Source organism: Ruegeria sp. BF12 (genome assembly GCF_056538705.1).
In genome coordinates this window covers 265,429-285,555 of the sequence record NZ_JBQFTP010000005.1, presented here as the reverse complement: position 1 = coordinate 285,555, position 20,127 = coordinate 265,429, and the positions used below count along the sequence as shown (strand labels likewise).

The 20,127-nt window shown below is 56.9% G+C and carries 18 protein-coding genes; 15 read left to right on the top strand and 3 right to left on the bottom strand.

The features are described from left to right. Nucleotides 1–529: 529 nt before the first annotated feature. The 9 genes from ACR0J0_RS11015 to ACR0J0_RS10975 all read left to right on the top strand — a co-directional run bounded on the left by ACR0J0_RS11015 (nucleotide 530) and on the right by ACR0J0_RS10975 (nucleotide 9,098). The gene (locus ACR0J0_RS11015) at nucleotides 530–2,269 is read left to right on the top strand and encodes an ABC transporter substrate-binding protein (RefSeq protein WP_480663870.1); all 1,740 of its coding nucleotides are present in this window, start codon (nucleotides 530–532) and stop codon (nucleotides 2,267–2,269) included. An 83-nt stretch (nucleotides 2,270–2,352) separates the two neighbouring features. Further along, a complete protein-coding gene (locus ACR0J0_RS11010) occupies nucleotides 2,353–3,402 on the top strand; it encodes an ABC transporter ATP-binding protein (protein WP_480663868.1) in 1,050 nt (349 codons plus the stop codon). Between the two features lies 1 nt (nucleotide 3,403). Beyond that, nucleotides 3,404–4,480 (top strand): ABC transporter ATP-binding protein, encoded by a 1,077-nt coding sequence (locus tag ACR0J0_RS11005; RefSeq protein WP_480663867.1) that lies wholly within the window; start codon nucleotides 3,404–3,406, stop codon nucleotides 4,478–4,480. Continuing rightward, nucleotides 4,477–5,340, top strand: a complete 864-nt coding sequence (locus ACR0J0_RS11000; RefSeq protein ID WP_239343820.1) for a carbohydrate ABC transporter permease — start codon at nucleotides 4,477–4,479, stop codon at nucleotides 5,338–5,340. The genes ACR0J0_RS11005 and ACR0J0_RS11000 overlap by 4 nt, the downstream gene beginning before the upstream one ends. Beyond that, entirely contained in the window at nucleotides 5,337–6,134 is a 798-nt protein-coding gene (locus tag ACR0J0_RS10995; RefSeq protein ID WP_480663865.1) for a carbohydrate ABC transporter permease, read from the top strand. Before ACR0J0_RS11000 ends, ACR0J0_RS10995 begins: the two co-directional genes overlap by 4 nt. An 8-nt stretch (nucleotides 6,135–6,142) precedes the next feature. Next, nucleotides 6,143–6,547 (top strand): DUF2160 domain-containing protein, encoded by a 405-nt coding sequence (locus ACR0J0_RS10990; protein WP_480663863.1) that lies wholly within the window; start codon nucleotides 6,143–6,145, stop codon nucleotides 6,545–6,547. Between the two features lie 65 nt (nucleotides 6,548–6,612). Then, nucleotides 6,613–7,008 carry a BlaI/MecI/CopY family transcriptional regulator gene (locus tag ACR0J0_RS10985; protein WP_480663861.1) on the top strand — a complete coding sequence of 132 codons (396 nt, stop codon included), beginning with the start codon at nucleotides 6,613–6,615 and terminating at the stop codon, nucleotides 7,006–7,008. Then, nucleotides 6,995–8,092, top strand: coding sequence for a M56 family metallopeptidase (locus ACR0J0_RS10980; protein WP_480663859.1), 1,098 nt, complete (start codon nucleotides 6,995–6,997; stop codon nucleotides 8,090–8,092). The genes ACR0J0_RS10985 and ACR0J0_RS10980 overlap by 14 nt, the downstream gene beginning before the upstream one ends. Nucleotides 8,093–8,252: 160 nt before the next feature. After that, nucleotides 8,253–9,098, top strand: a complete 846-nt coding sequence (locus ACR0J0_RS10975) for a Rossmann-like and DUF2520 domain-containing protein (protein WP_480663857.1) — start codon at nucleotides 8,253–8,255, stop codon at nucleotides 9,096–9,098. A gap of 133 nt (nucleotides 9,099–9,231) precedes the next feature. Here ACR0J0_RS10975 and ACR0J0_RS10970 read toward each other — a convergent pair whose 3' ends face one another. After that, the gene (locus ACR0J0_RS10970) at nucleotides 9,232–10,740 is read right to left on the bottom strand and encodes an aromatic amino acid lyase (protein ID WP_480663855.1); all 1,509 of its coding nucleotides are present in this window, start codon (nucleotides 10,738–10,740) and stop codon (nucleotides 9,232–9,234) included. A 1-nt stretch (nucleotide 10,741) separates the two neighbouring features. Continuing rightward, the gene (locus ACR0J0_RS10965; protein WP_480663853.1) at nucleotides 10,742–11,749 is read right to left on the bottom strand and encodes an ornithine cyclodeaminase family protein; all 1,008 of its coding nucleotides are present in this window, start codon (nucleotides 11,747–11,749) and stop codon (nucleotides 10,742–10,744) included. A gap of 87 nt (nucleotides 11,750–11,836) precedes the next feature. Between ACR0J0_RS10965 and ACR0J0_RS10960 the strand changes: the two genes are divergently transcribed. Continuing rightward, nucleotides 11,837–12,781, top strand: a complete 945-nt coding sequence (locus tag ACR0J0_RS10960) for a LysR family transcriptional regulator (RefSeq protein WP_480663851.1) — start codon at nucleotides 11,837–11,839, stop codon at nucleotides 12,779–12,781. A 75-nt stretch (nucleotides 12,782–12,856) separates the two neighbouring features. On the opposite strand, the gene ACR0J0_RS10955 is transcribed toward ACR0J0_RS10960, so the two are convergent. Further along, nucleotides 12,857–13,825, bottom strand: a complete 969-nt coding sequence (locus tag ACR0J0_RS10955) for a LysR family transcriptional regulator (protein WP_480663849.1) — start codon at nucleotides 13,823–13,825, stop codon at nucleotides 12,857–12,859. Nucleotides 13,826–13,953: 128 nt separating this feature from the next. On the opposite strand from ACR0J0_RS10955, the gene ACR0J0_RS10950 reads away from it, so the two are divergent. The 5 genes from ACR0J0_RS10950 to ACR0J0_RS10930 all read left to right on the top strand — a co-directional run bounded on the left by ACR0J0_RS10950 (nucleotide 13,954) and on the right by ACR0J0_RS10930 (nucleotide 20,121). Next, nucleotides 13,954–14,961: a TAXI family TRAP transporter solute-binding subunit gene (locus tag ACR0J0_RS10950; RefSeq protein ID WP_480663847.1), complete on the top strand. Its 1,008-nt coding sequence runs from the start codon at nucleotides 13,954–13,956 to the stop codon at nucleotides 14,959–14,961. 81 nt (nucleotides 14,962–15,042) lie between these two features. Then, complete coding sequence (locus ACR0J0_RS10945) at nucleotides 15,043–17,256, top strand: TRAP transporter permease (RefSeq protein WP_480663845.1); 2,214 nt, start codon at nucleotides 15,043–15,045, stop codon at nucleotides 17,254–17,256. A gap of 4 nt (nucleotides 17,257–17,260) precedes the next feature. Beyond that, entirely contained in the window at nucleotides 17,261–18,499 is a 1,239-nt protein-coding gene (locus ACR0J0_RS10940; protein WP_480663843.1) for an NAD(P)/FAD-dependent oxidoreductase, read from the top strand. Between the two features lie 27 nt (nucleotides 18,500–18,526). Continuing rightward, nucleotides 18,527–19,270, top strand: a complete 744-nt coding sequence (locus ACR0J0_RS10935) for an aspartate/glutamate racemase family protein (RefSeq protein WP_480663841.1) — start codon at nucleotides 18,527–18,529, stop codon at nucleotides 19,268–19,270. Between the two features lie 122 nt (nucleotides 19,271–19,392). Beyond that, complete coding sequence (locus ACR0J0_RS10930; protein ID WP_480663839.1) at nucleotides 19,393–20,121, top strand: TSUP family transporter; 729 nt, start codon at nucleotides 19,393–19,395, stop codon at nucleotides 20,119–20,121. The last annotated feature ends 6 nt before the right edge of the window (nucleotides 20,122–20,127 follow it).

The following is a 20,127-nucleotide window of genomic DNA, read 5'->3' as shown; positions in this document are numbered from 1 at the left end:
CATCTGCTCAGCAGTCAGCCAGAAAAGGTCGCTCATATCACCGCTCCGGTTTTCGAGCCGTGAATCACGCAGCGCTTTGAAAATCAATGCATCCTGACCCTAAGCATATCAGCAACAGTGCATTCATACTTGTTACTATTTTTAACGGCGCAGTTAGTGAAAATCGTACAAATGATAGGTGTTAAAAAAACGTGATGTAATTGGTCACGAAGATCTCCGAAGGTGTATTTGCCTATGCCGTGCTACTCTTTCGGTTGCGTTTGGCCACTAGGCGCGCCGCGCCAATTAACCTAAACCGGCGTGGCATCCTGTCTAATTCGACGCAGCACGCCACAACAACTTCACAAAAATCCATCTGCAAACAACGCGCAACTGCCTCCCGCGCTACATCAAGAAAGTACTTATTTTTAATATATTACGCGGTTTTTTCCATTTACTAAAAATTTAGTTTGACAGGTGCGCAAGAAATCGCTGATGCTGAGCGCCATCCGGTTACACCCGGTTATGCTAAAATTTTGGGAGGAAAGAGATGCGGAGACATCTACTTTCCGCAGTGGCGGCGGCTGCCGTCATTGCGGGGCACGGCTCTGCTTGGGCCGACGAAGCCGCAGCACAACGTTGGATCGACGACGAATTCCAGCCATCGACCCTGTCGAAAGACGAACAGATGGCCGAGATGCAGTGGTTCATCGAAGCTGCGCAACCTTACGCGGGAATGGAAATCAATGTTCTGTCCGAAGGTATTCCGACCCACTCTTACGAATCTGAGGTTCTGACCAAAGCATTCGAGGAAATCACCGGCATAAAGGTCAACCACCAGATACTTGGTGAAGGGGAAGTGGTTCAGGCTGTTCAGACACAGCTACAAACCGGTCGAAACCTGTATGACGGCTATGTCAATGACAGCGACCTAATCGGCACCCACTCGCGTTTGCAACTGGCTTATCCGTTGACCGACATGATGGGCGGCGACTGGGCGGCGACAACCTCGCCGACGTTGGATCTGGATGACTTCATGGGCATTCAGTTCACCACTGGTCCGGATGGCAAGCTGTATCAGCTGCCTGACCAGCAGTTCGCCAACCTCTACTGGTTTCGCAAGGACTGGTTCGATGACGAAGCCAACAAGGCGGCGTTCAAAGAGAAATACGGCTATGATCTGGGTGTTCCGGTCAACTGGTCCGCTTACGAAGACATCGCCGAGTTCTTTACGAATGACGTCAAGGAAGTCGATGGTGTGACAATCTATGGTCACATGGATTACGGCAAGCGTGCGCCTGACTTGGGTTGGCGTATGACCGACGCCTGGCTGTCGATGGCGGGTGCTGGTGACGTGGGTGAGCCGAATGGTGTACCCGTTGATGAATGGGGCATCCGCATGGAAGCGGGCACCTGTAACCCTGTCGGGGCCTCCGTCTCGCGCGGTGGCGCGGCCAACGGTCCGGCTGCGGTCTATGCGATCCGCAAGTGGGATGAATGGCTGCGGGCCTATGCGCCTCCGGGTGCGGCGTCATATGACTTCTACCAGTCGCTGCCGGCACTTAGCCAAGGCAACGTGGCCCAGCAAATCTTCTGGTACACCGCCTTTACCGCAGACATGGTGAAGCCGAAATCCGAAGGCAATAACACTGTCGACGACGAAGGCACGCCACTTTGGCGCATGGCGCCCAGCCCGCATGGCCCCTATTGGGAAGAAGGTCAGAAGGTTGGCTATCAGGACGTGGGGTCCTGGACCTTCCTGAAATCGACCCCCGAGGATCGTGCTCAGGCGGCCTGGCTCTATGCTCAATTCGTGACCTCCAAGACTGTTGATGTGAAGAAATCCCATGTGGGTCTGACCTTCATCCGCGACAGTTCGGTCAATCACGAGTCGTTCACAGAACGCGCACCCAAGCTGGGTGGTCTGGTCGAGTTCTACCGCTCACCTGACCGCGTGGCATGGTCGCCGACCGGCATCAACGTGCCGGATTATCCGAAGCTGGCCCAGATCTGGTGGCAGCAGATCGGTGACGTGAACTCGGGCGCCTTCACCCCGCAAGAGGCGATGGACCGTCTGGCAGAAGAGATGGATATCACCATGGCCCGCATGCAGGCCGCGGATGAAAGCGCCGGTGTCTACGGTGGCTGCGGCCCCCGTCTGAACGAACCGCAGGATCCCGCCTTCTGGCTGGAAAAAGCGGGTTCGCCCAAGGCCAAGCTTGAGAACGAAAAGCCGCAGGGCCAGACCGTCAACTATGACGAACTGGTTCAGCGCTGGCAGTCTCAGTAAGGCAATGAAACCAGGGGACGCCGTTTCAGGCGCCCCCAACCTCAAGACCAGTGCGGCGCACTGAAGGACCGGAATCCACGGACATGATCGAATTACAGGACGCGACCAAACGGGTCGGTAACGTCATCCACATTAAGCCCACGAACCTGACATTGCAGACCGGCCATTTCAACGTGTTGCTGGGGGCGACGGGATCGGGCAAAACCTCTCTGATCAAGATGATGGCCGGATTGGACCCAATTGCGTCCGGTAAGGTCGTGATGGATGGGCAGGACGTCACACGGCTGAACACGCAAAAGCGGCAGATCAGCCTGGTGCACCAGTTCTTTGTGAACTACCCGCATATGACCGTGTTCGACAACATCGCCTCGCCGCTGCGCGTGGCGGGCATGGCGAAATCTGAGATCGAAGGCCGCGTGGAAGAGGCCGCCGACCTGTTGCAACTGCGCCCGATGCTACACCGCCGCCCGCATGAGTTGTCGGGCGGGCAGCAGCAACGCACCGCCTTGGCGCGTGCGATTGCCAAGGAAAGCCGCGCGGTGTTTCTAGACGAACCGCTGGCTAACCTGGACTACAAGCTGCGTGAGGAACTGCGTGAGCAACTTCCGGACCTGTTCGCAGGTCGCGGAGCGGTCGTCGTCTACGCGACTTCGGAACCGGAAGAAGCCCTGCTGTTGGGCGGCTACACCGCCTTGATGGAAGACGGTCGCGTCACACAGTTCGGGCCGACCGCCGACATCTACCGTAACCCGGAAAACATCGCTGCCGCGCGGGTCTTCTCGGACCCGCCGATCAATGTAGCGCGCATCACCGTATCTGGCGCTCAGGCGCAACTGGCTGGCGGAGGCGGCTGGGCTGTCACCGATGTGGCCGACGGAGATTACATGGTCGCCGTACGACCCCATCGGGTAACGCCGTTCCGCTCTTCCGATGATGATGTGGAACTCACCGGCCGCGTGATTGTGACCGAACTGTCCGGCTCGGATTCCAGCGCGCATTTCCAACATGGCGATGACGCGTGGGTGTCGCTCGCCACAGGTGTGCATCCGTATCAGGTTGGCGAAGATCACAGCTTCTACATGAACCCGGCCCACTGCCGGTATTTCGGCCAAGACGGCAAAAGGGTGGCCTGACATGGCACAGATCAAGCTTTCAAACCTGCGACACAGCTACATGCCGACGCCAAAAGGCCCGGAAGACTATGCACTGAAGGAAATCGACGTGACATGGCGCGATGGTGGCGCTTATGCGCTGCTGGGGCCATCGGGTTGCGGTAAATCCACGTTGTTGAACATCATTTCGGGCCTGCTGACTCCGTCAGAGGGGCAGATTCTGTTTGACGGCAAAGACGTCACCGCCCTGCCCCCCGATCAGCGCAACATCGCGCAGGTGTTCCAGTTCCCGGTGATCTACGACACGATGACCGTGGGTGAGAACCTGGCTTTCCCTTTGAAGAACCGAGGCGTCGATGCCGCGACCATAAACCGCCGGGTCTCGGAAATTGCCGAGATGCTGGACGTCACCGACATGCTGAACACCCGCGCCAGCGGCCTCAGCCCGGACAATAAACAAAAGATTTCGATGGGTCGCGGTCTTGTGCGTGATGACGTGAACGCAGTGATGTTCGATGAACCGCTGACCGTGATTGACCCGCATCTGAAATGGAAGCTGCGGTCCAAACTGAAAGAGCTGCATCAGCGCGTCAAAGCGACGATGATCTATGTGACTCACGACCAAACCGAGGCGCTGACTTTCGCCGATGAGGTGGTAGTGATGCAGGAAGGCGAAGTGGTGCAGATCGGCACCCCTGTCGAATTGTTCGAACGCCCTCAGCACACCTTTGTTGGCCATTTCATCGGCTCTCCGGGCATGAACGTTCTGCCGTGCGAGGCCAAAGGCGACCGCGCCGTGTTCGAAGGGCACGAGGTAGTGCTGGAAGGCCCGACCCACGGTGAGGGAGGCCGCACCGATCTGGGCATCCGCCCCGAATATGTAGGCTTTGGCGACACCGGTATCCCGGCGCATGTGACCAAGGTCTCGGACATTGGCCGTCATTTTGTGGTCAGCGCGATGGTCGGCAACACGGCTCTCAAAGCCGTGACCGAACACAGCGTGCCCGAACCCGGATCACAGGTCTTCCTGCAATTCAAACCAGAACAATCCCGCGTCTATCGCGACGGCTGGATCGCTACCGAGGAGCGGGCGCAATGAGAACAGAAAACCAAAAGGCGTGGTTCTTTGTACTGCCCGTGTTGGCGCTGGTCGCGTTCAACGCACTTGTGCCGATGATGACGGTGGTCAATTACTCGGTGCAGGAAACCTTCGGCAACAACCAGTTCTTCTGGGAAGGTCTGGGTTGGTTCGAACAGATCCTGCGCTCTGACCGGTTTCAGGCCGCACTGGGGCGCCAGTTCCTGTTCACCTTCCTGATCCTGATCATTGAGGTGCCACTTGGCATCATCGTGGCCCTGTCAATGCCGCGCAAAGGTTTCTGGGTGCCTGTCTGTCTGGTCCTGATGGCCCTGCCGATGCTTATCCCATGGAACGTGGTCGGCTCGATGTGGAACATCTTCACCCTGCCCAAGATCGGCCTGCTGGGGTATTTCCTGAATGACGTATTGGGCATCAATTATGACATGACACAACAGCCGCTTTCGGCCTGGATCACCGTCATTGTCATGGATGTCTGGCACTGGACCTCGCTGGTCGTGCTACTCTGCTACGCGGGCCTCGTGTCGATCCCAGATGCCTACTATCAGGCGGCGAAGATCGACGGTGCCAGCCCATGGTCCGTGTTCCGCTACATCCAGTTGCCCAAGATGAAAACCGTTCTGACGATCGCCGTTCTGCTGCGCTTCATGGACAGTTTCAACATTTACACCGAACCTTTCGTTCTGACTGGCGGCGGCCCCGGCAACTCAACCACCCTGTTGTCGATCGACCTTGTGAAGATCGCGCTGGGACAGTTCGACCTCGGCCCTGCGGCGGCGATGAGCCTGATCTACTTCGCCATCACGCTACTGGTTAGCTGGGTCTTCTACACTCTGATGACAAAGGATGACGCGCAATGAAGAAGCGGTCCCTCATCCCGATCCTCTATATCGCGTTCCTGATGCTGCCGATCTATTGGCTGGTGGCGATGTCCTTCAAGACCACGAACGAGATCCTGTCGGGTTTTTCCCTGTTTCCCCAGACGTTTACGCTGGAAAACTATATCACCATCTTCACAGACCCGACATGGTATTGGGGCTACATCAATTCGATCGCCTACGTCACGATCAACACGGTTTTGTCCGTCTGTGTTGCCCTGCCTGCGGCATATGCGTTCTCGCGCTATCGGTTCCTGGGGGACAAACAGCTGTTCTTCTGGTTGCTGACCAACCGGATGGCCCCGGCGGCGGTGTTCGCGCTGCCGTTCTTCCAGCTCTATTCGTCGATACACCTGTTCGACACCTATCTGGCCGTGGCGCTGGCGCACACGCTTTTCAACGTGCCGCTGGCGGTCTGGATTTTGGAAGGCTTCATGCGTGGTATTCCCAAGGAACTGGATGAAACTGCCTATGTCGACGGCTACTCCTTCCCGCGGTTCTTCGTGACCATATTTCTGCCGAACATCAAAGCGGGCGTAGGCGTTGCGGCATTCTTCTGCTTCATGTTCTCATGGGTCGAGATGCTGCTGGCGAAAACCCTGACCGCAGTCGAGGCCAAACCCATTGCTGCCGTAATGACCCGCACCGCCTCAAGCGCAGGGTACGAGCTCGGCCTGCTGGCCGCTGCCGGCACCCTGACCATCATCCCCGGAGCCATCGTCATCTGGTTTGTCCGCAACTACATCGCGCGCGGTTTCGCGATGGGTCGTGTGTGAGGTTCGATATGCGAAAACTACTTCTCGCCCTCCCCTTTCTGCCCTCGACAGCCTTCGCCCAGGCGCAGGCCGGTTGGGGCAATGTCGGCCAGCAAGAGGAAAAGGGGTTCTCCTGGACCGACCCGCTATGGCCAGATTTCTGGATGGCCTGGACCCCAGCCACACTTGCAATTTTTATCGGAATTTTCTCGGCTATCGCCCTGATTGGCATTCTGGAAGTCTTCAAGTTCCGCGACGGCATTGAACGCCGCGGCGTGCTGGGCCTGACCACCACTCTGGGTGACCGCTTGTTCATCACGCTGTTGGGCTCGGCTTATATCTTCCTGGCCTGGCTTGGATTGGTGGGCCAGCCGGTCTGGACACCTCTGTTCCTGTCAATCGGCTGGGGCGTTTTTGTTTTCTGGAAAGTTTAGGCTTTGCGAAACCACAAAAGAATGCTTGTCTGGCGGGCATACTAAAAATGGCGACACAGTACCCGATGCGTAAGAAAAAAACGACAAATCTGATGACCGAAGTTGAACTAGAGTTCATGAACGAGCTCTGGGCGATCGGACAAGGGTCGGTGCGGGATGTACTTGATCGCCTGCCATCGGAACGCAATCTGGCTTATACATCAGGCGCGACTATTCTGCGAATTCTTGACGAAAAAGGCTTCGTTGAGAGTCGCAAGGACGGCAAGACGCTGATCTACAAGCCACTGCTGGAAAAGGACAGGTATCAGGCGCGGTCACTCCAGAACCTGTCTCGCACCCTGTTCGACGACACCCCCGCGACGCTGGTCGCGCGTCTTGTCGATGATGCGGGGCTGAGTGAATCCGATCTTGAGGAAATTCGGGCACTGGTAGAGAGGAGACTGCAAAATGACGGCGGTTAAACCGGTTCTCGATGCATTTCTCGAGTTCAATGTCGTGCTTGGATTATCAGCGCTGATCTGGCTGGCGGCCCGTGCCATGTTAGATCGGACATCGATGCGACACGGCTTTGTGGCCCAACTCCGCTCGCTCAAGGCTCTGTGTCTTTGTGTTGTGCTCAGCCCGGTTCTTGCGCTGGGTGTATCGACAATTGCCAGTCTGCTTTGGCCGGGGCGTGCAGTGGCATTGGGTGACATTGCCGTAGCGGCCTTCCTGCGCGGCGAAATCGCGATGCCTGCCGCACAATTCGAGTCACTGCTGAATACGCGTGAGCGATGGCTCGATCACATCCTGTCAGGCAACAGCTTCTTTGTTACTTGCGTTTTTGTTCTACTAACTTTTGTGTCGGCAATATTGGCCATCCGAGTAGCACGCGACGCTTGGGCAATCCGAAAAGCCGTGAAGTCCAGTTTCCTTTGGCGCCAGTCATCGAAAGTCGACATTCGTCTGTCGGACCGTGTAACCGTCCCTTTCGCAGTGCGCGGTTTGCGCCGCCGTCACGTCGTTTTGCCCAGTCACCTGCTGAACACGCCGCGCGAATTGCGGTTTGCCCTGGCACATGAGTTCCAGCACATTCGGTCTCTGGACGTAGAATGGGAGCTGGGCTTTGAACTTCTGCGCCCGGTGCTTTTCTGGAACCCGGCCTATCTGGCTATGAAGCATCAGTTCGATCGTCTCCGCGAAATGGCATGTGATCAGTCCGTTGTGTCCCGCAAAGGGATCGACGCAAAAGAATACACCACCTGCCTGTTGGATTACTGCACGCGTTCTGTCGCCCTCAGCAACCCGCGTGTGCTTCACGTTGCCCTCGTAAATGGGACCAAAGCAAAAAACACGTTGCGTCAGCGTGTGATTGCGTTGACCGAGGCACCGGCGTCGACATCACCTTTACCTGTCGCGTTTCTCGGCCTGACACTGTCATTGGCCACGGTTCTTGCCATTGGTTCAGCATCTGTCCGGCAAACTCAAGATTGGAGCCACGACCGCTTGATGCTTTCAACGGTTGTGAATCTGGAACGGTTGGAGGCCCGAAACCGGGGAAACTGAAAAGGATTGATGACTATCGGCCTCCGGCAGAAGTCGTGAACCATTGAACAGTTCTCTGGCGTTCGGTTGTTCAAAACAGTTTTGCGATACGACCTTTGCAAGAGGCTTGGTCGGCGTGGCACAGTACCCTTCAAACGTTCACGTTTGGGGCAACGCGAAAATGAACCAGATCAAAATAAACCTGATCGGAGCAGGTCGAGTCGGGCAAACATTCCTGACCCTGTTAAATGAATTGCCGAATTGCCAGATACAGGACGTTCTCAGCGCAAGCCTCACTTCTGCGCAGAAAGCGGTTCAGCGAACCGGAGCAGGCAGGGCCGTGGATAGCGTTTATGATCTGAGACCCGCTGATCTTTGGATCATCGCGGTTCCGGATACTCAGATATCAGCAGTTGCAGTTGATCTTGCGGATGCGCTTTCGAAGACAGACACAACAGCGCAGCCGACAATTGCCTTTCACTGCAGCGGGTTTTTCCCTGCCAACGAGATGGAGCCTTTGCGAAATTTGAATTGGCATTTGGCGAGTGTCCACCCGGTCTTGTCCTTCGCTGATCCCGAAAAGGCAAAAGACCAGTTCCAGGGCGCCTTGTGTGGCCTTGAAGGAGACCCCGACGCCCTCGCGTTTCTGCAACCGTTGATGGAAAACTTGGGGGCAGAATGCTTTTCGATCCGCTCCGAAGGAAAGAGCCTTTATCACGCGGCGGCGGTGATCTCGAACAACTTTGCCGTCGTGTTGCAGGCGATTGCATGTGAAGCATGGGCAGACGCGGGCGTCGCAGATGACGTGATACCACAGCTAAACGCAAAACTACTTGAAAGCACCGTCGAGAATGTGACCGCTCTGGGTCCTCAGGACGCCCTAACAGGTCCTGCGGCGCGGGGAGACGAAGAGGTCGTTGCCATACAGGGCCGCGATGTTGCGCGCTGGCATCCTCAAGCGGGCAACGTGTACCGAACTTTAAGCGACATGGCGCGTTCTCTCAAAAAGGACGGCTCAACCAAATAGGACTTCCAAGTCGCGGCGCGCTTATTCTTCAAAGCAAAGATGTCCCGAGAAAGCTTCGTTGAGAAGTCGACAGGTTCGAGGCTCCACAGAAGGTTGCCCGGACTTCACCAAGTTGCTTCGAAGCGACCCCTTGCTAGTCGGCGATCCCGACAAATCGGTTGTGAGCGATGCCTGCAGCGAGCGCTTTAATGTCTCCACCCAATGGCCGGTCTTTGGTGAGCGCAGGAGACACCTCACGAATATCTTCGCAGAGCCTGCTCAAAACTTGCCCCAATGAGCGACGGCTTCCACGCAACTCTACCGCTTGGCACGCTGTCAGAAGCTCAATAGCCGTCAATTGCCGGAGATACCTGACAACCGCGCTCAGGGCTTTGACAGCGGTTGGTGATCCGGTGAAGCAGTCCTCGACTCCATTGGCGTTCAAGCTGGGCCAGATCGGCACTGGTTGGGCTGCGTGCGCAAGTTCTGACACCAACGCCTCGGCCACTTTCATCACCGGCGCAAACCCGTTTGAGGCGCTGTCCTGCTGAGCCAGAAAACTAGGCAACCCGCTGAATTCAGGGTTCAGCAGTTTGGCGATACGCGCCACCAGTGCCATGGCCAACGGAACGATGGACCGGCTGAGCGCTTCGACGGCGCAGGTAATCTCGGACGTGAAGTAAGCGCCACACGATATCATCTCCTCACTTTCGACCAGAGCTATCGGATTGTCGCTGGAACTGTTGATTTCGATGGTCAAACACTCAATCGCGCGATCCAGGGCCGCACGGGCCGTGCCGTGGATCTGAGCCACGTTTCGGAACGACAGCGGATCCTGCAGGCGACGGGCCTGCCCCGGATCGAACAGCAGCCCTCCGGCCAAACGCTTGCGCAGACCTTCGGCTGCCTTCAATTGACCGGGATAGGGCTTGATCCGCAGCACCCTTGGCTCCAGCGGTCCGGTATTCGCACAAAACCCTTCCATAGACAGCGCCACGGCAGATTGCGCCGCCTCGAATGCGCAAGCTGCCTCGGTGACTGCAAGCGCGGCTGCCCCGCTAACCGCACCAGCGTGATTGATCAGGGCCAGCCCGTCACGCGGCGCAAGCGTGAGCGGTACGATCCCGTGGGCGCGCATGACCTCGTCGCTTGGGCCTATTGCTCCTCTCGCGTCTCGCATCTGACCTTCGCCGATCAACGCCAGACCTACGGTTGCATTCAAAACAAGATCCGCCGCGCCGATCGAGCCGATATCACCTACGACAGGTGTCAGGCCGGCGTTCAGGCAGGAGGCTATGTGCCGCGCCACCTCGGGTCGGGCGGCGCTGTGCCCCTTGAGCATGGAGTTCAAACGCACGATCAGCCCTGCCCGCACCACCTCCGGCGCGGTCTCTGAACCGATCGCTTGCGCGCGGCCACGCAAGGTTTGAACTGAAAACTCAGACAAGGCTTGTGCAGACAGCACTTCGGTCGCCCGGGCACCCAAACCCGTAGTAACGCCATAAACCGGAATTTGATCCTGAATTGCCCGTGTCACCAGCGCATGAGATCGATCCATGGCCGCCAGCCCAGTGGGATCGAGCACAACCTTCTGCGATAGCTTGGCGGCCCCGCTGAGTGCTGCAACTGTCAGCGATTCACCGTCAAGGCCAAGCGTCTCCATATCAAACGTTCCGGTACAGCAGGTTTTGAACGATACCAAGCTCGCGGGCGCGTTCTAAAATCCGCGCGCCCAACGCGATATCTCCGGTCGACATTCCGCGATGCCAAAACAGAATGGTTTCGTCATCTGCCTCGCGGCCCGGTTTCGATCCTGCCGCTATTTCGCCGATTTCCGCATAAAACGTGTCTTCACTGACTAGGCCCGCATCAATATGCGGCCGCAGGGCACCAAGATGGCCCGCTCGCATCTGCCCCAGATCATCCATGACGAATTTATCAAAACCCTCGGTGAAGTTCAGCGGTAGGGCACTCATGGTGCCATAGGGAACAACAAACGCGCCTTTCTTGACCCAAGATCGGTCAAACATCGGCGTTGGCTTGTTCAATCGCGTCGCCTCGACCAGGATGTCCGCGTCTTTCAGACAGCTTTCCCAATCCTCGCTTACGATCACCTTTTTGCCAAGATCACGGCTCAGCCTTTCACCGAACGCTTCCCGGCTTTCAGGGCGTCGTGAATGCACCCGGATTTCGTCGAAATCGAACAGGTGATCCAACAGCCTGACATTCCAGTAGGACGTGCCGCGCGCGCCCACATGCCCTAAAACTCTTGGATTTCGCGGCCCCAGCCATTTGGCGCCAAGGGCAGTGAGTGCACCAGTCCGCATATCCGTTATTCCCGCGGCATCAATCACGGCACGCGGGGCGCCAGTTCTTGGGCAGAACAGGTTCAACAGAGCCAGTTCCGACGGCAGGCCACGCTTATAATTATCGACATAGTCGCCGACGATTTTCACACCTGCATATCCCAACGGCTCGACGTACCCGCGCAGCACATTGAAGTGACCGTTGAATGTCGGGTCAGGTGTCAGGTGCATACGTGGCTCGATGACCGTTTTACCCTCGCCCGCAGCAATCAAGCCCTGCTCGATCGCATCCAGAATATCATCATTGCCAAGCGACACCTGATCAATTTCAGGCTGGCCCAAGTATTCAATCTCAATCTTCGCCATGCACGCTTCCTTTGCTTTTCTCCATAATTGGCGGGCGCGAGCTGGCGTTCCAGATCGAAAAATGTCAGTCATGGTTAAGAAAATCTGATGCAGATAGGATGTTCTGCAATGCGACTTCCACCGCTGAATTCTCTAAAGGCCTTCGAAGCCACCGTTCGCATGGGCGGCTTCACCGCAGCCGCGTCCGAACTGGGCGTGTCACCCGCCGCCGTCAGCATGCAGGTCAAAAAGGTCGAAGAATTTTTAGGAAAAACACTGTTTCGTCGCACCAATAACAGTCTACATCTGACCGATGCCGGGCGGTACTACTACCCGACTATTTCTGATGCCCTGATGAGCATTTCAGTCGCCACCGACCAGTTGCTTGAAAGCGAAGTGCGATCCCGGATCGTAATCAGCACAATCCAGTCTTTGGCAGAAAAATGGGTCGCGCCAGCGGTTTCGAAGTTTCGTTCATTAAATCCAGAGACTGGACTGGAATTGCGTATCGAAAGTGATCCGGTGGACCTTCTGCGCACCCAGACCGATATAAGGGTGACTTCCGAAAGCCACCTTTATCCGCAGCACACATCAGTGCCTCTCTTCGCCGACACCGTCTATCCCTACTGCAACCAGCCGTTCAGAGAACAGAACCTTGCCGAAGGAGATCTGACCAGAGTACCCGATAGTCTGCTGATCCACACCGACTGGGGAGAGCAATATGCCTCGTATCCGACATGGTCAGCATGGTTTCGGGCCGCAGGAACTGCAAGAACACCGGACGTTCGCAAAGGCTTGCGGGTCGGCGGTGCGGCTGTCGCTTTTGCACTTGCGTCTCAGGGTGCCGGTATCGCACTGGTTCCTAAGATGCTAATCTGTGCGAAGACCGGATCGGAACACTTTCTGCAGTCGGATTGGCCCGGCCTGCCGCTGCCTTATGCTTTTGTCGCTATTCTCCCTAAACACACTTCGCCCCCTCATGAGACTTCCCGCAAGGCTGCATTGGTGCAGGCTCTTCTTGGCAACCTCACTCAAATCAATGGACAAACCTGACGCGCATTTCAGCCTTCACAGACAGGTGCAATCGGGCCATCGCAGCCGTTCGTTCGGATCACAGAACGAAAATCTTCAACTCTGCTTGTCGTCCGCCTCATCGATCTGCTCTGCGTGCGGATTGGCCTTCACTTCTTCCAGCATCTGCAAGACTTCGGACTTCCAACCCGCTTTGATCTTCAGAGCCAGTTGCGATGGAGGTCGGTGGTCAGGCTGCAGTATCGCATATTCGTATCTGAGCGGTCTTTCGAAAGGCACGAAGACGACCTTTCCTTGCGAGAGGTCAAGTTCCCGCTCGGTTGCGACCGTCAACGGATCAACAATCGTGCAGCACTGACCCGAACTTACAAAGGGTATCAGCGGCAGAAAGTACTGGCAGGTCACGGTCGGGTTGTAGTTTGCGGACTCTTCCTGAAACTCTTGTCGAACCTTACGCTGGAACGGATGAGTGGCGTGCAATCCCCCCATTGGAATCCCGTCCAAATCTGAAATCGTTATACTCTCGCGAGCGGCCAGAGGATGCGTAAGGTCAACAGCGCAAAAACAGTCGGCCCGGATGATCTCGGTCGAATATTGTGGCTCCCTTCCGACCGAGTGTTCAAAATCAGCGAAGCCAAAATCGATATTCTGTGTCCCGGCAAGTTCCATGATCTGGGGTGAGCTGCGCGTGGACAGCGTTATCCGAATATTCGGATTTTCACCAACGGATTGGCTGATGAACCGGGGAAACAGGAATGCCGAAGGACCGGGCATAGTGGCGATATTCAAACTGCCGGAGCGACCTTTGATCAAACCCTCCATCGTGCCGGATATCGTTGAGAGGCGGTCCAGGATACCTGTCGTTTCCGCAAGAAGGTAATGCGCTTCCGGCACCGGAACCAGACGACGGCCCTTGCGTTCGAACAACGTCAAACCCAAGGACTTTTCAAGGTTCTTCAGCGCCAGGCTGATCGCCGGTTGCGTGCGGTGCAGTTTTTTCGCGGTCTGAGAGATGGACCCGGTTTCCATCACTTCGCGAAAGACGGCTAGTTGTGTGAGATTCATCCTCAATACATAAATCAAACTTTAGTTTAGTGAAATATAACAAATTTGTATTTATGAAATTTGCCTCTACGCTTGCGGGATCGAAGTTTGGGAAAACCGAATCCGACGATCTAAAAAGGGAGATGAGAATGAAATTTATGAAATGCTTGACCGGATTGGCCTTGGCTGGCGCGCTGGCCGCGCCTGCGCTGGCACAGGACCCGACGTTTTTCCGCATCGGCACCGGCGGTGCTGGCGGAACCTATTTCCCCATTGGCGGCACCATCGCAAACGGTATCTCTGCCCCTCCGGGATCGCGTCCGTGTGAAGAGGGCGGACAGTGCGGTGTTCCGGGTCTGATCGCTATTGCGCAATCCACGACTGCATCGGTCTTCAACAATGCGGCCGTTCAGAACGGCGAATTGGAGGCCGGCCTGGCCGCAGCGGACGTCACGCGCTCGATGTATCTGGGTGAAGGAAAGTTCGAGGGCAAACCCCACCCCAAGCTGCGCATCGTGGCCAACCTGTTCCCCGAAGACCTACATCTGGTGCTGCCCGCCGGGGCAACGATCAACGATCTGAGCGATCTTGAAGGCAAGCGCGTTGGTATCGCGCAAGCTGGTTCCGGCACGCAGGTTGCCGTTTTGCAGATGCTGGATGCCTGGGGCATCAACCGTGACAACATGGACGAAGCCGAACTGAACAACAGCCAGAGCGCCGAGCGTCTGGCCGACGGTCAGCTGGACGCCTATTTCTATGCCGCAGGATGGCCGGTTGCCGCAATGGTGCAGCTGTCCTCGACCAAGGGCATGAACCTGCATTCCTTCTCGGACGAGGATCTGGCGAAAATCAACGAGATCATCCCGGCCTATATCCCCTCGGTCATTCCGGGTGGAGTCTATGAAGGGATCGACGCCGAAACCAAAACCCCCGCGGTCAGCGCAATGCTGGTTGTGTCCTCGGACCTGTCGGACGATCTGGTCTATGAGTTGACCAAAGCCCTGTGGAACGACAACACCCGCAAGTTGCTGGATAACGGTCATGCCAAGGGCAAGCAGATCACAGCCGATACGGCCCTGGACGGTGTCGAGGCGCTGGGTGTTCCGCTGCATCCGGGCGCTGAGAAGTTCTACAAAGAAGCCGGGCTTCTTCAGTAATTCAGCTTTACGAAACCTAAACGTCCGGTGTCCCATCTGGGGCACCGGGTACTCGAAATACGCGTAATCAGGGGGGCCATCATGTCCGAGACACAGAAACTTGATGACCACGAGCTGACAGCCGAGGAACTGGCTGCCATTGAAGAACAATTCGACGAAGGCGCCGCCGTCCGGCAAGTCACACCGACAACCGGTAAGGTTCTGCGTGTCGTTGCCCTGATCTTTGCATTCTATGAATTCTTCACGGCCGGTTTTGGTCTGCCCGCCGATCACTGGCATATGGGCATCTATCTGGCCCTGCTGTTCATTTTGGTCTACGCAACAATCCCGATTATCGGCGCCAAAAGCCTCTATGCGCTCAAGGTAAGCCGGTTCCGCATCGGCAACATCCCCCTGTATGATCTGGTCTTCATGGCCCTGGGGATCATCGCTGCGCTGTATGTCGGCGTCGCCTGGCGCGGCATTCCGCTCCTGGGGATCGAGGAACAGACGTTCCGCATGGGTAACCCCAACACTTACGACGTGATTTTGGGCGTGATCATCATCCTGCTGGTGCTGGACATCGCGCGCCGCACTTTGGGTTGGGTGCTGCCGCTGATCATCTGTGTCTTTATCTCATACGCCCTGCTCGGGCCCTATTTCCCCGGCCTGCTGCAGCATCCCGGCGTGAATTTCAAAACCTTCGTGTCGTCGATGTATTTCCCGCAGGAAGGCATCTACGGCGTCACCCTTTGGGTTGTTTCGACCATCGTGTTCCATTTCGTGCTGTTTGGCGTGATCGCGCAGCGCACCGGGTTGGGACAGCTTTTCATCGACAACGCAACGATTTTGGCGGGCCGCTATACCGGCGGTCCGGCAAAAGTGTCGGTGGTATCCTCGGCCTTCTTCGGCACGATCTCGGGTTCTTCGGTGGCCAACACCGTATCAACCGGCGCGCTGACAATTCCCAACATGAAGCGCCTTGGATACCCCGGCCATTTTGCAGGCGGCGTCGAAGCTGCTTCTTCGGCCGGTGGTCAGATCACTCCGCCGATCATGGGCGCAGCCGCCTTCATCATGGCCGAGTTCCTTGAGGTTCCCTACACAACCATCGTGATCGCGGCGATCTTCCCGGCCATCCTGCACTATGTCGGCGTATTCGCTGTGGTGCACCTGATGGCGCGCAAGCTGAACCTGAAAGGTCTGGCGAAAGAGCAACTGCCGCAGCTCAAGGCCGTCTGGGCCGAAGGCTGGGCCAACATTGTGCCTCTGATCGGACTTTTGGTGGTTCTGTTCACCGGTTACACGCCCTTCATGTCGGCCTTCTGCGGTATCTCGCTGGCGGTGATAGCCGGCATGTCGCGCCTGAAACAGCCTCCGACACTGATTTACGCGGCGGCGTTCCTGGCCTTTGTGCTATGGAAATTTTCAGATGGCGGGTTCGATCTGACCATGACGGCAATCTTGTGTACTCTGTCCGTAATCGCGACGCTTAACCCGCAAAAACGGATCGAAGTCCCCGAGATGCTTCAGGCGGTCGAGTTGGGCGTGAAATACTCGCTGGCCGTGGGTGCTGCGGCCGCAGCGGTGGGCATCGTTGTAGGCGTGATCAACACGACCGGCATCGGCTTCCGCATCGGCTTTATGGTGACGCAAGGCGCGGGCAATCTGGCGGCGGATCTCTATAACATGATCTCGTTCGGCAGCTTCCAGCTGTTTGCCATGGAAGACCTGCAGCTGTTCATCTCGCTGGTCTTCATTGCTGTTGTCTGCATCCTGATGGGCGCGGGCATCCCGACGACCGCGCTGTACATCATGCTGGTTTCCGTCGCCCAGCCTGCGCTGGCACAGCTGGGTGTTCCGCCGATCGCAAGCCACCTGTTCGTCCTCTACTATGGTGTGGTGTCCGAGATCACGCCCCCGGTCTGTACATCGGCCTACGCGGCCGCAGCCATTGCCAACTCGAACCCATTCCGAACCGGATTGTCCGCCTTTACACTTGGCTTGGGTAAGGTGATCGCGCCAATGGCCTTTGTCTACGCTCCGGTTCTACTGTTCGTGTCGTCAACCGGGTTCAACCTCTGGGAGTTCACCTACACCGCAACCAGCTGTATTGCAGGGGTGATCGCGCTGTCGGCCGCAGTGGTGGGCTATTGGCTGAAACCGATGAACATTGCATCGCGGGTTTTGATGGCAATCGCCGGGGTCATTTTCGTCGCGCCAAGCCTGACTGCGGATCTGATCGCGCTGGCCGTGGCCTCACCGGTCATCGTCACCCAGATGATCGGTCGCAATCGCAGCCATTCTCCGGCGTGACACGATGACAGAACAAGTCACCATTATCGGCGCTGGGATCGTCGGCGTTTGCTGCGCCTTGTCGCTACAGGAACGCGGCGTCCCGGTCCGGCTCATCGACCGGGGCGAACCGGGGCAGGAAACCTCGTTTGGCAATGCCGGTGTGGTGTCGCCATGGTCGATTATTCCACAAGCGATGCCAGGTATCTGGAAGAAAATTCCCCAGATGTTGCTGGATCCGAAAAGCGCGCTGTCAGTTCGACTTGCCTTCTGGCCAAAAATGATCCCCTGGGGAATGCGTTTCTTGGGCAACTCCGGCGAAAAGACCGTTCGCGAGGTCTCGGATGCGATGGAAATTTTGTGCCGCCCGTCCATCGATCTTTACCGCCGACATTTGCAAGGCACAGGGCACGAAGACCTGATCACCGACAGCTATTATGTCCATGCTTTCCGCCATCCGGAACAAGCCAATCTGGGCGGGCTTGATTACCTGATCCGTAAGGAAAAGGGCGGCGATCTGGAGCGCATCGACGGCGACGAGCTTCGGCGCCTTGAACCCGCGCTGACGGATGCGTTCAAGGCAGCAATCGTGATCAAGGGTCAGGCACGCGTGACCTCTCCGGGGCGCATGGGTGCGGTTCTGGCAGACAAAGCGCGCATGCAAGGTGCTGAGATCGTACGAACCGAGGTTACAAAACTGACCCGAGCTGAGGATGGCGGCTGGACGCTTACTACCCCGCAGGAAACACTGCACGCCCAGTGCGTCGTACTGGCGGCTGGTGTTTGGTCCGCCGACTTGCTGAAGCCGCTGGGCCTGCCTGTGCCGCTTGTCGCCGAACGGGGTTATCACGTTGAGTTCCCGATCCCCTCGGCGGAATTGAACAACTCGGTCATGGATGTGGATGCAAAGGTTGTCGCAAGTTCTATGCAAGGCGGCCTGCGGGTCGCCGGCACGGCCGAGTTTGCCGATATCGACGCCCCCGTCGATCCGCGTAAGGAAACGATCCTGACCAAACAAGCAAAGTCCATGATCCCGAACCTTGAGACAAACGAGGCACGTTTCTGGATGGGACGACGCCCGTCCTTTCCCGACAGCCTTCCTGCAATCGGCTCTGTAGATGGCAATGACGGACTCTACACCGCGTTCGGGCACTCTCACTATGGGTTGATGATGGCCCCGAAAACCGGCGAGCTCATTGCCGACCTTGTGTCCGGGCGCAGCCCAAACGTCAATCTGGACCCGTTTTTGCTGGCCCGGTTTTAAACCCCAAATCGAAAGGACCTGAACACCATGCCAATTTACGATGGCGGCCAAAACATTTGCGGGGCATCGATTGGGGTTTTGTGCCTTGAAAGTTATTTTCCGAAACCACCCGGTCACATCAAGAACCCGTCCAGCCTGCCGTTTCCGGTGCTCTATGAGATGATCGACGGCGTCACAGTTCCGACCCTGTTGAACAATCCCTCTCCGGAACTCTTGGAGCCTTTTATCAAAGGCGCACAGCATCTTGAGGCCGAAGGCGTACGGGCCATAACCGGCAGCTGCGGTTTCCTGGCGTTGTTTCAAAAGGAATTGGCGGCAGCCGTTTCCGTACCTGTCTTCGCATCCAGTCTGATCCAGGTCCCTTTGGCCTACCACATGACCGGAGCCAACGCTCCGGTGGGTGTGTTGACGGCAGACGCGTCGGCCCTGACTCCGCAGCATTTCGAAGGCGTCGGAGCAGCAGAGATCCCGGTTGCAGTACAAGGGTTAGAGCACACCAGAGAATTCGCCGAGGTGATCTTGCGCAACATGCGGACTCGTATGGATACCGATGTGATCGAAGCCGAAGTTCTGGAGGCAGCCCGGCGCCTGAAGCGCCAAACGCCCGAAATACGGTCACTAGTTTTGGAATGCACGGATCTGCCGCCCTACGCCGCCCGGCTTCAGGAAGAGCTGCGTCTTCCGGTCTTCGACCTGACGACGCTGGCACAAATGGCGCATTCCGTTGCAGCCCGAAGTTCGTATTCAGGGATCATGCCTTGGTCGCGATGATGCCGCGGATCATCACGGATTATTGGGCCAGGTCGGGCCCCGACGATATAGGCATGGACCTGGCTCGAAACTCTGGATACTTCCACCGTTGCAACGGGTGGTCGCTGCCATGAGGGGTTGAAGTGTCCGTCGAACTATCCATTCTGATAGCCGCCATCTGCCTTGGCGCCATGCTGCAGGTCGGGGTCGGCATTGGGTTCAGCATCATTGCTGGGCCGCCAATGATGGTTTTGCTTGGTACGTCGACCGCTGTTCCTGTTCTGCTTCTGTTGAACACCGTTGTGTCAGCCGCAGCCACCGACAGGCACATCCTTCAGACCGAAGGCAAGACTATTCGCATCGCAGTTTTTGGATGCCTTATCGGAGTGATTGCCGGTCTTGCCGTTTATCCCATGTTGAACGAGGCATTTGTTCTGGCCCTGACCGCCTGCCTGCTGCTGATCGGTCTGATCACGACCCTGATCCCTTTTCACAACGCGATTGGAACTGCGGGATTTTCAGCGGTATCCGGATTGTCCGGTCTTGCGACCGTTTGGGCGGCAACGCCCGGCCCTTTGATGGTGTTCGGTTTGATTGCAAAAGGCCGCTCGGGCAAAGATGTCGCCAAGCTGGTTCAACCCATTGCGCTGGTGGCATACGGTATCGCCTTTCTGTTGCACAGTTTTTCTGGGGCTCAGGCAATCCCGTACGGGTCGCAACTTTGGATCTTTATTGTCACAACTCTGGTCGGCAGCTTGCTAGGTCGCGCCACCGGCGCTTACCTGCCGCAGACATTCACCACGACAGCCATTCGGGTCGTTTCCCTGATTGCTTGCTGTGTTCTCTTTCAACGCGCTTTCGCGATGGCATAGTTTCGG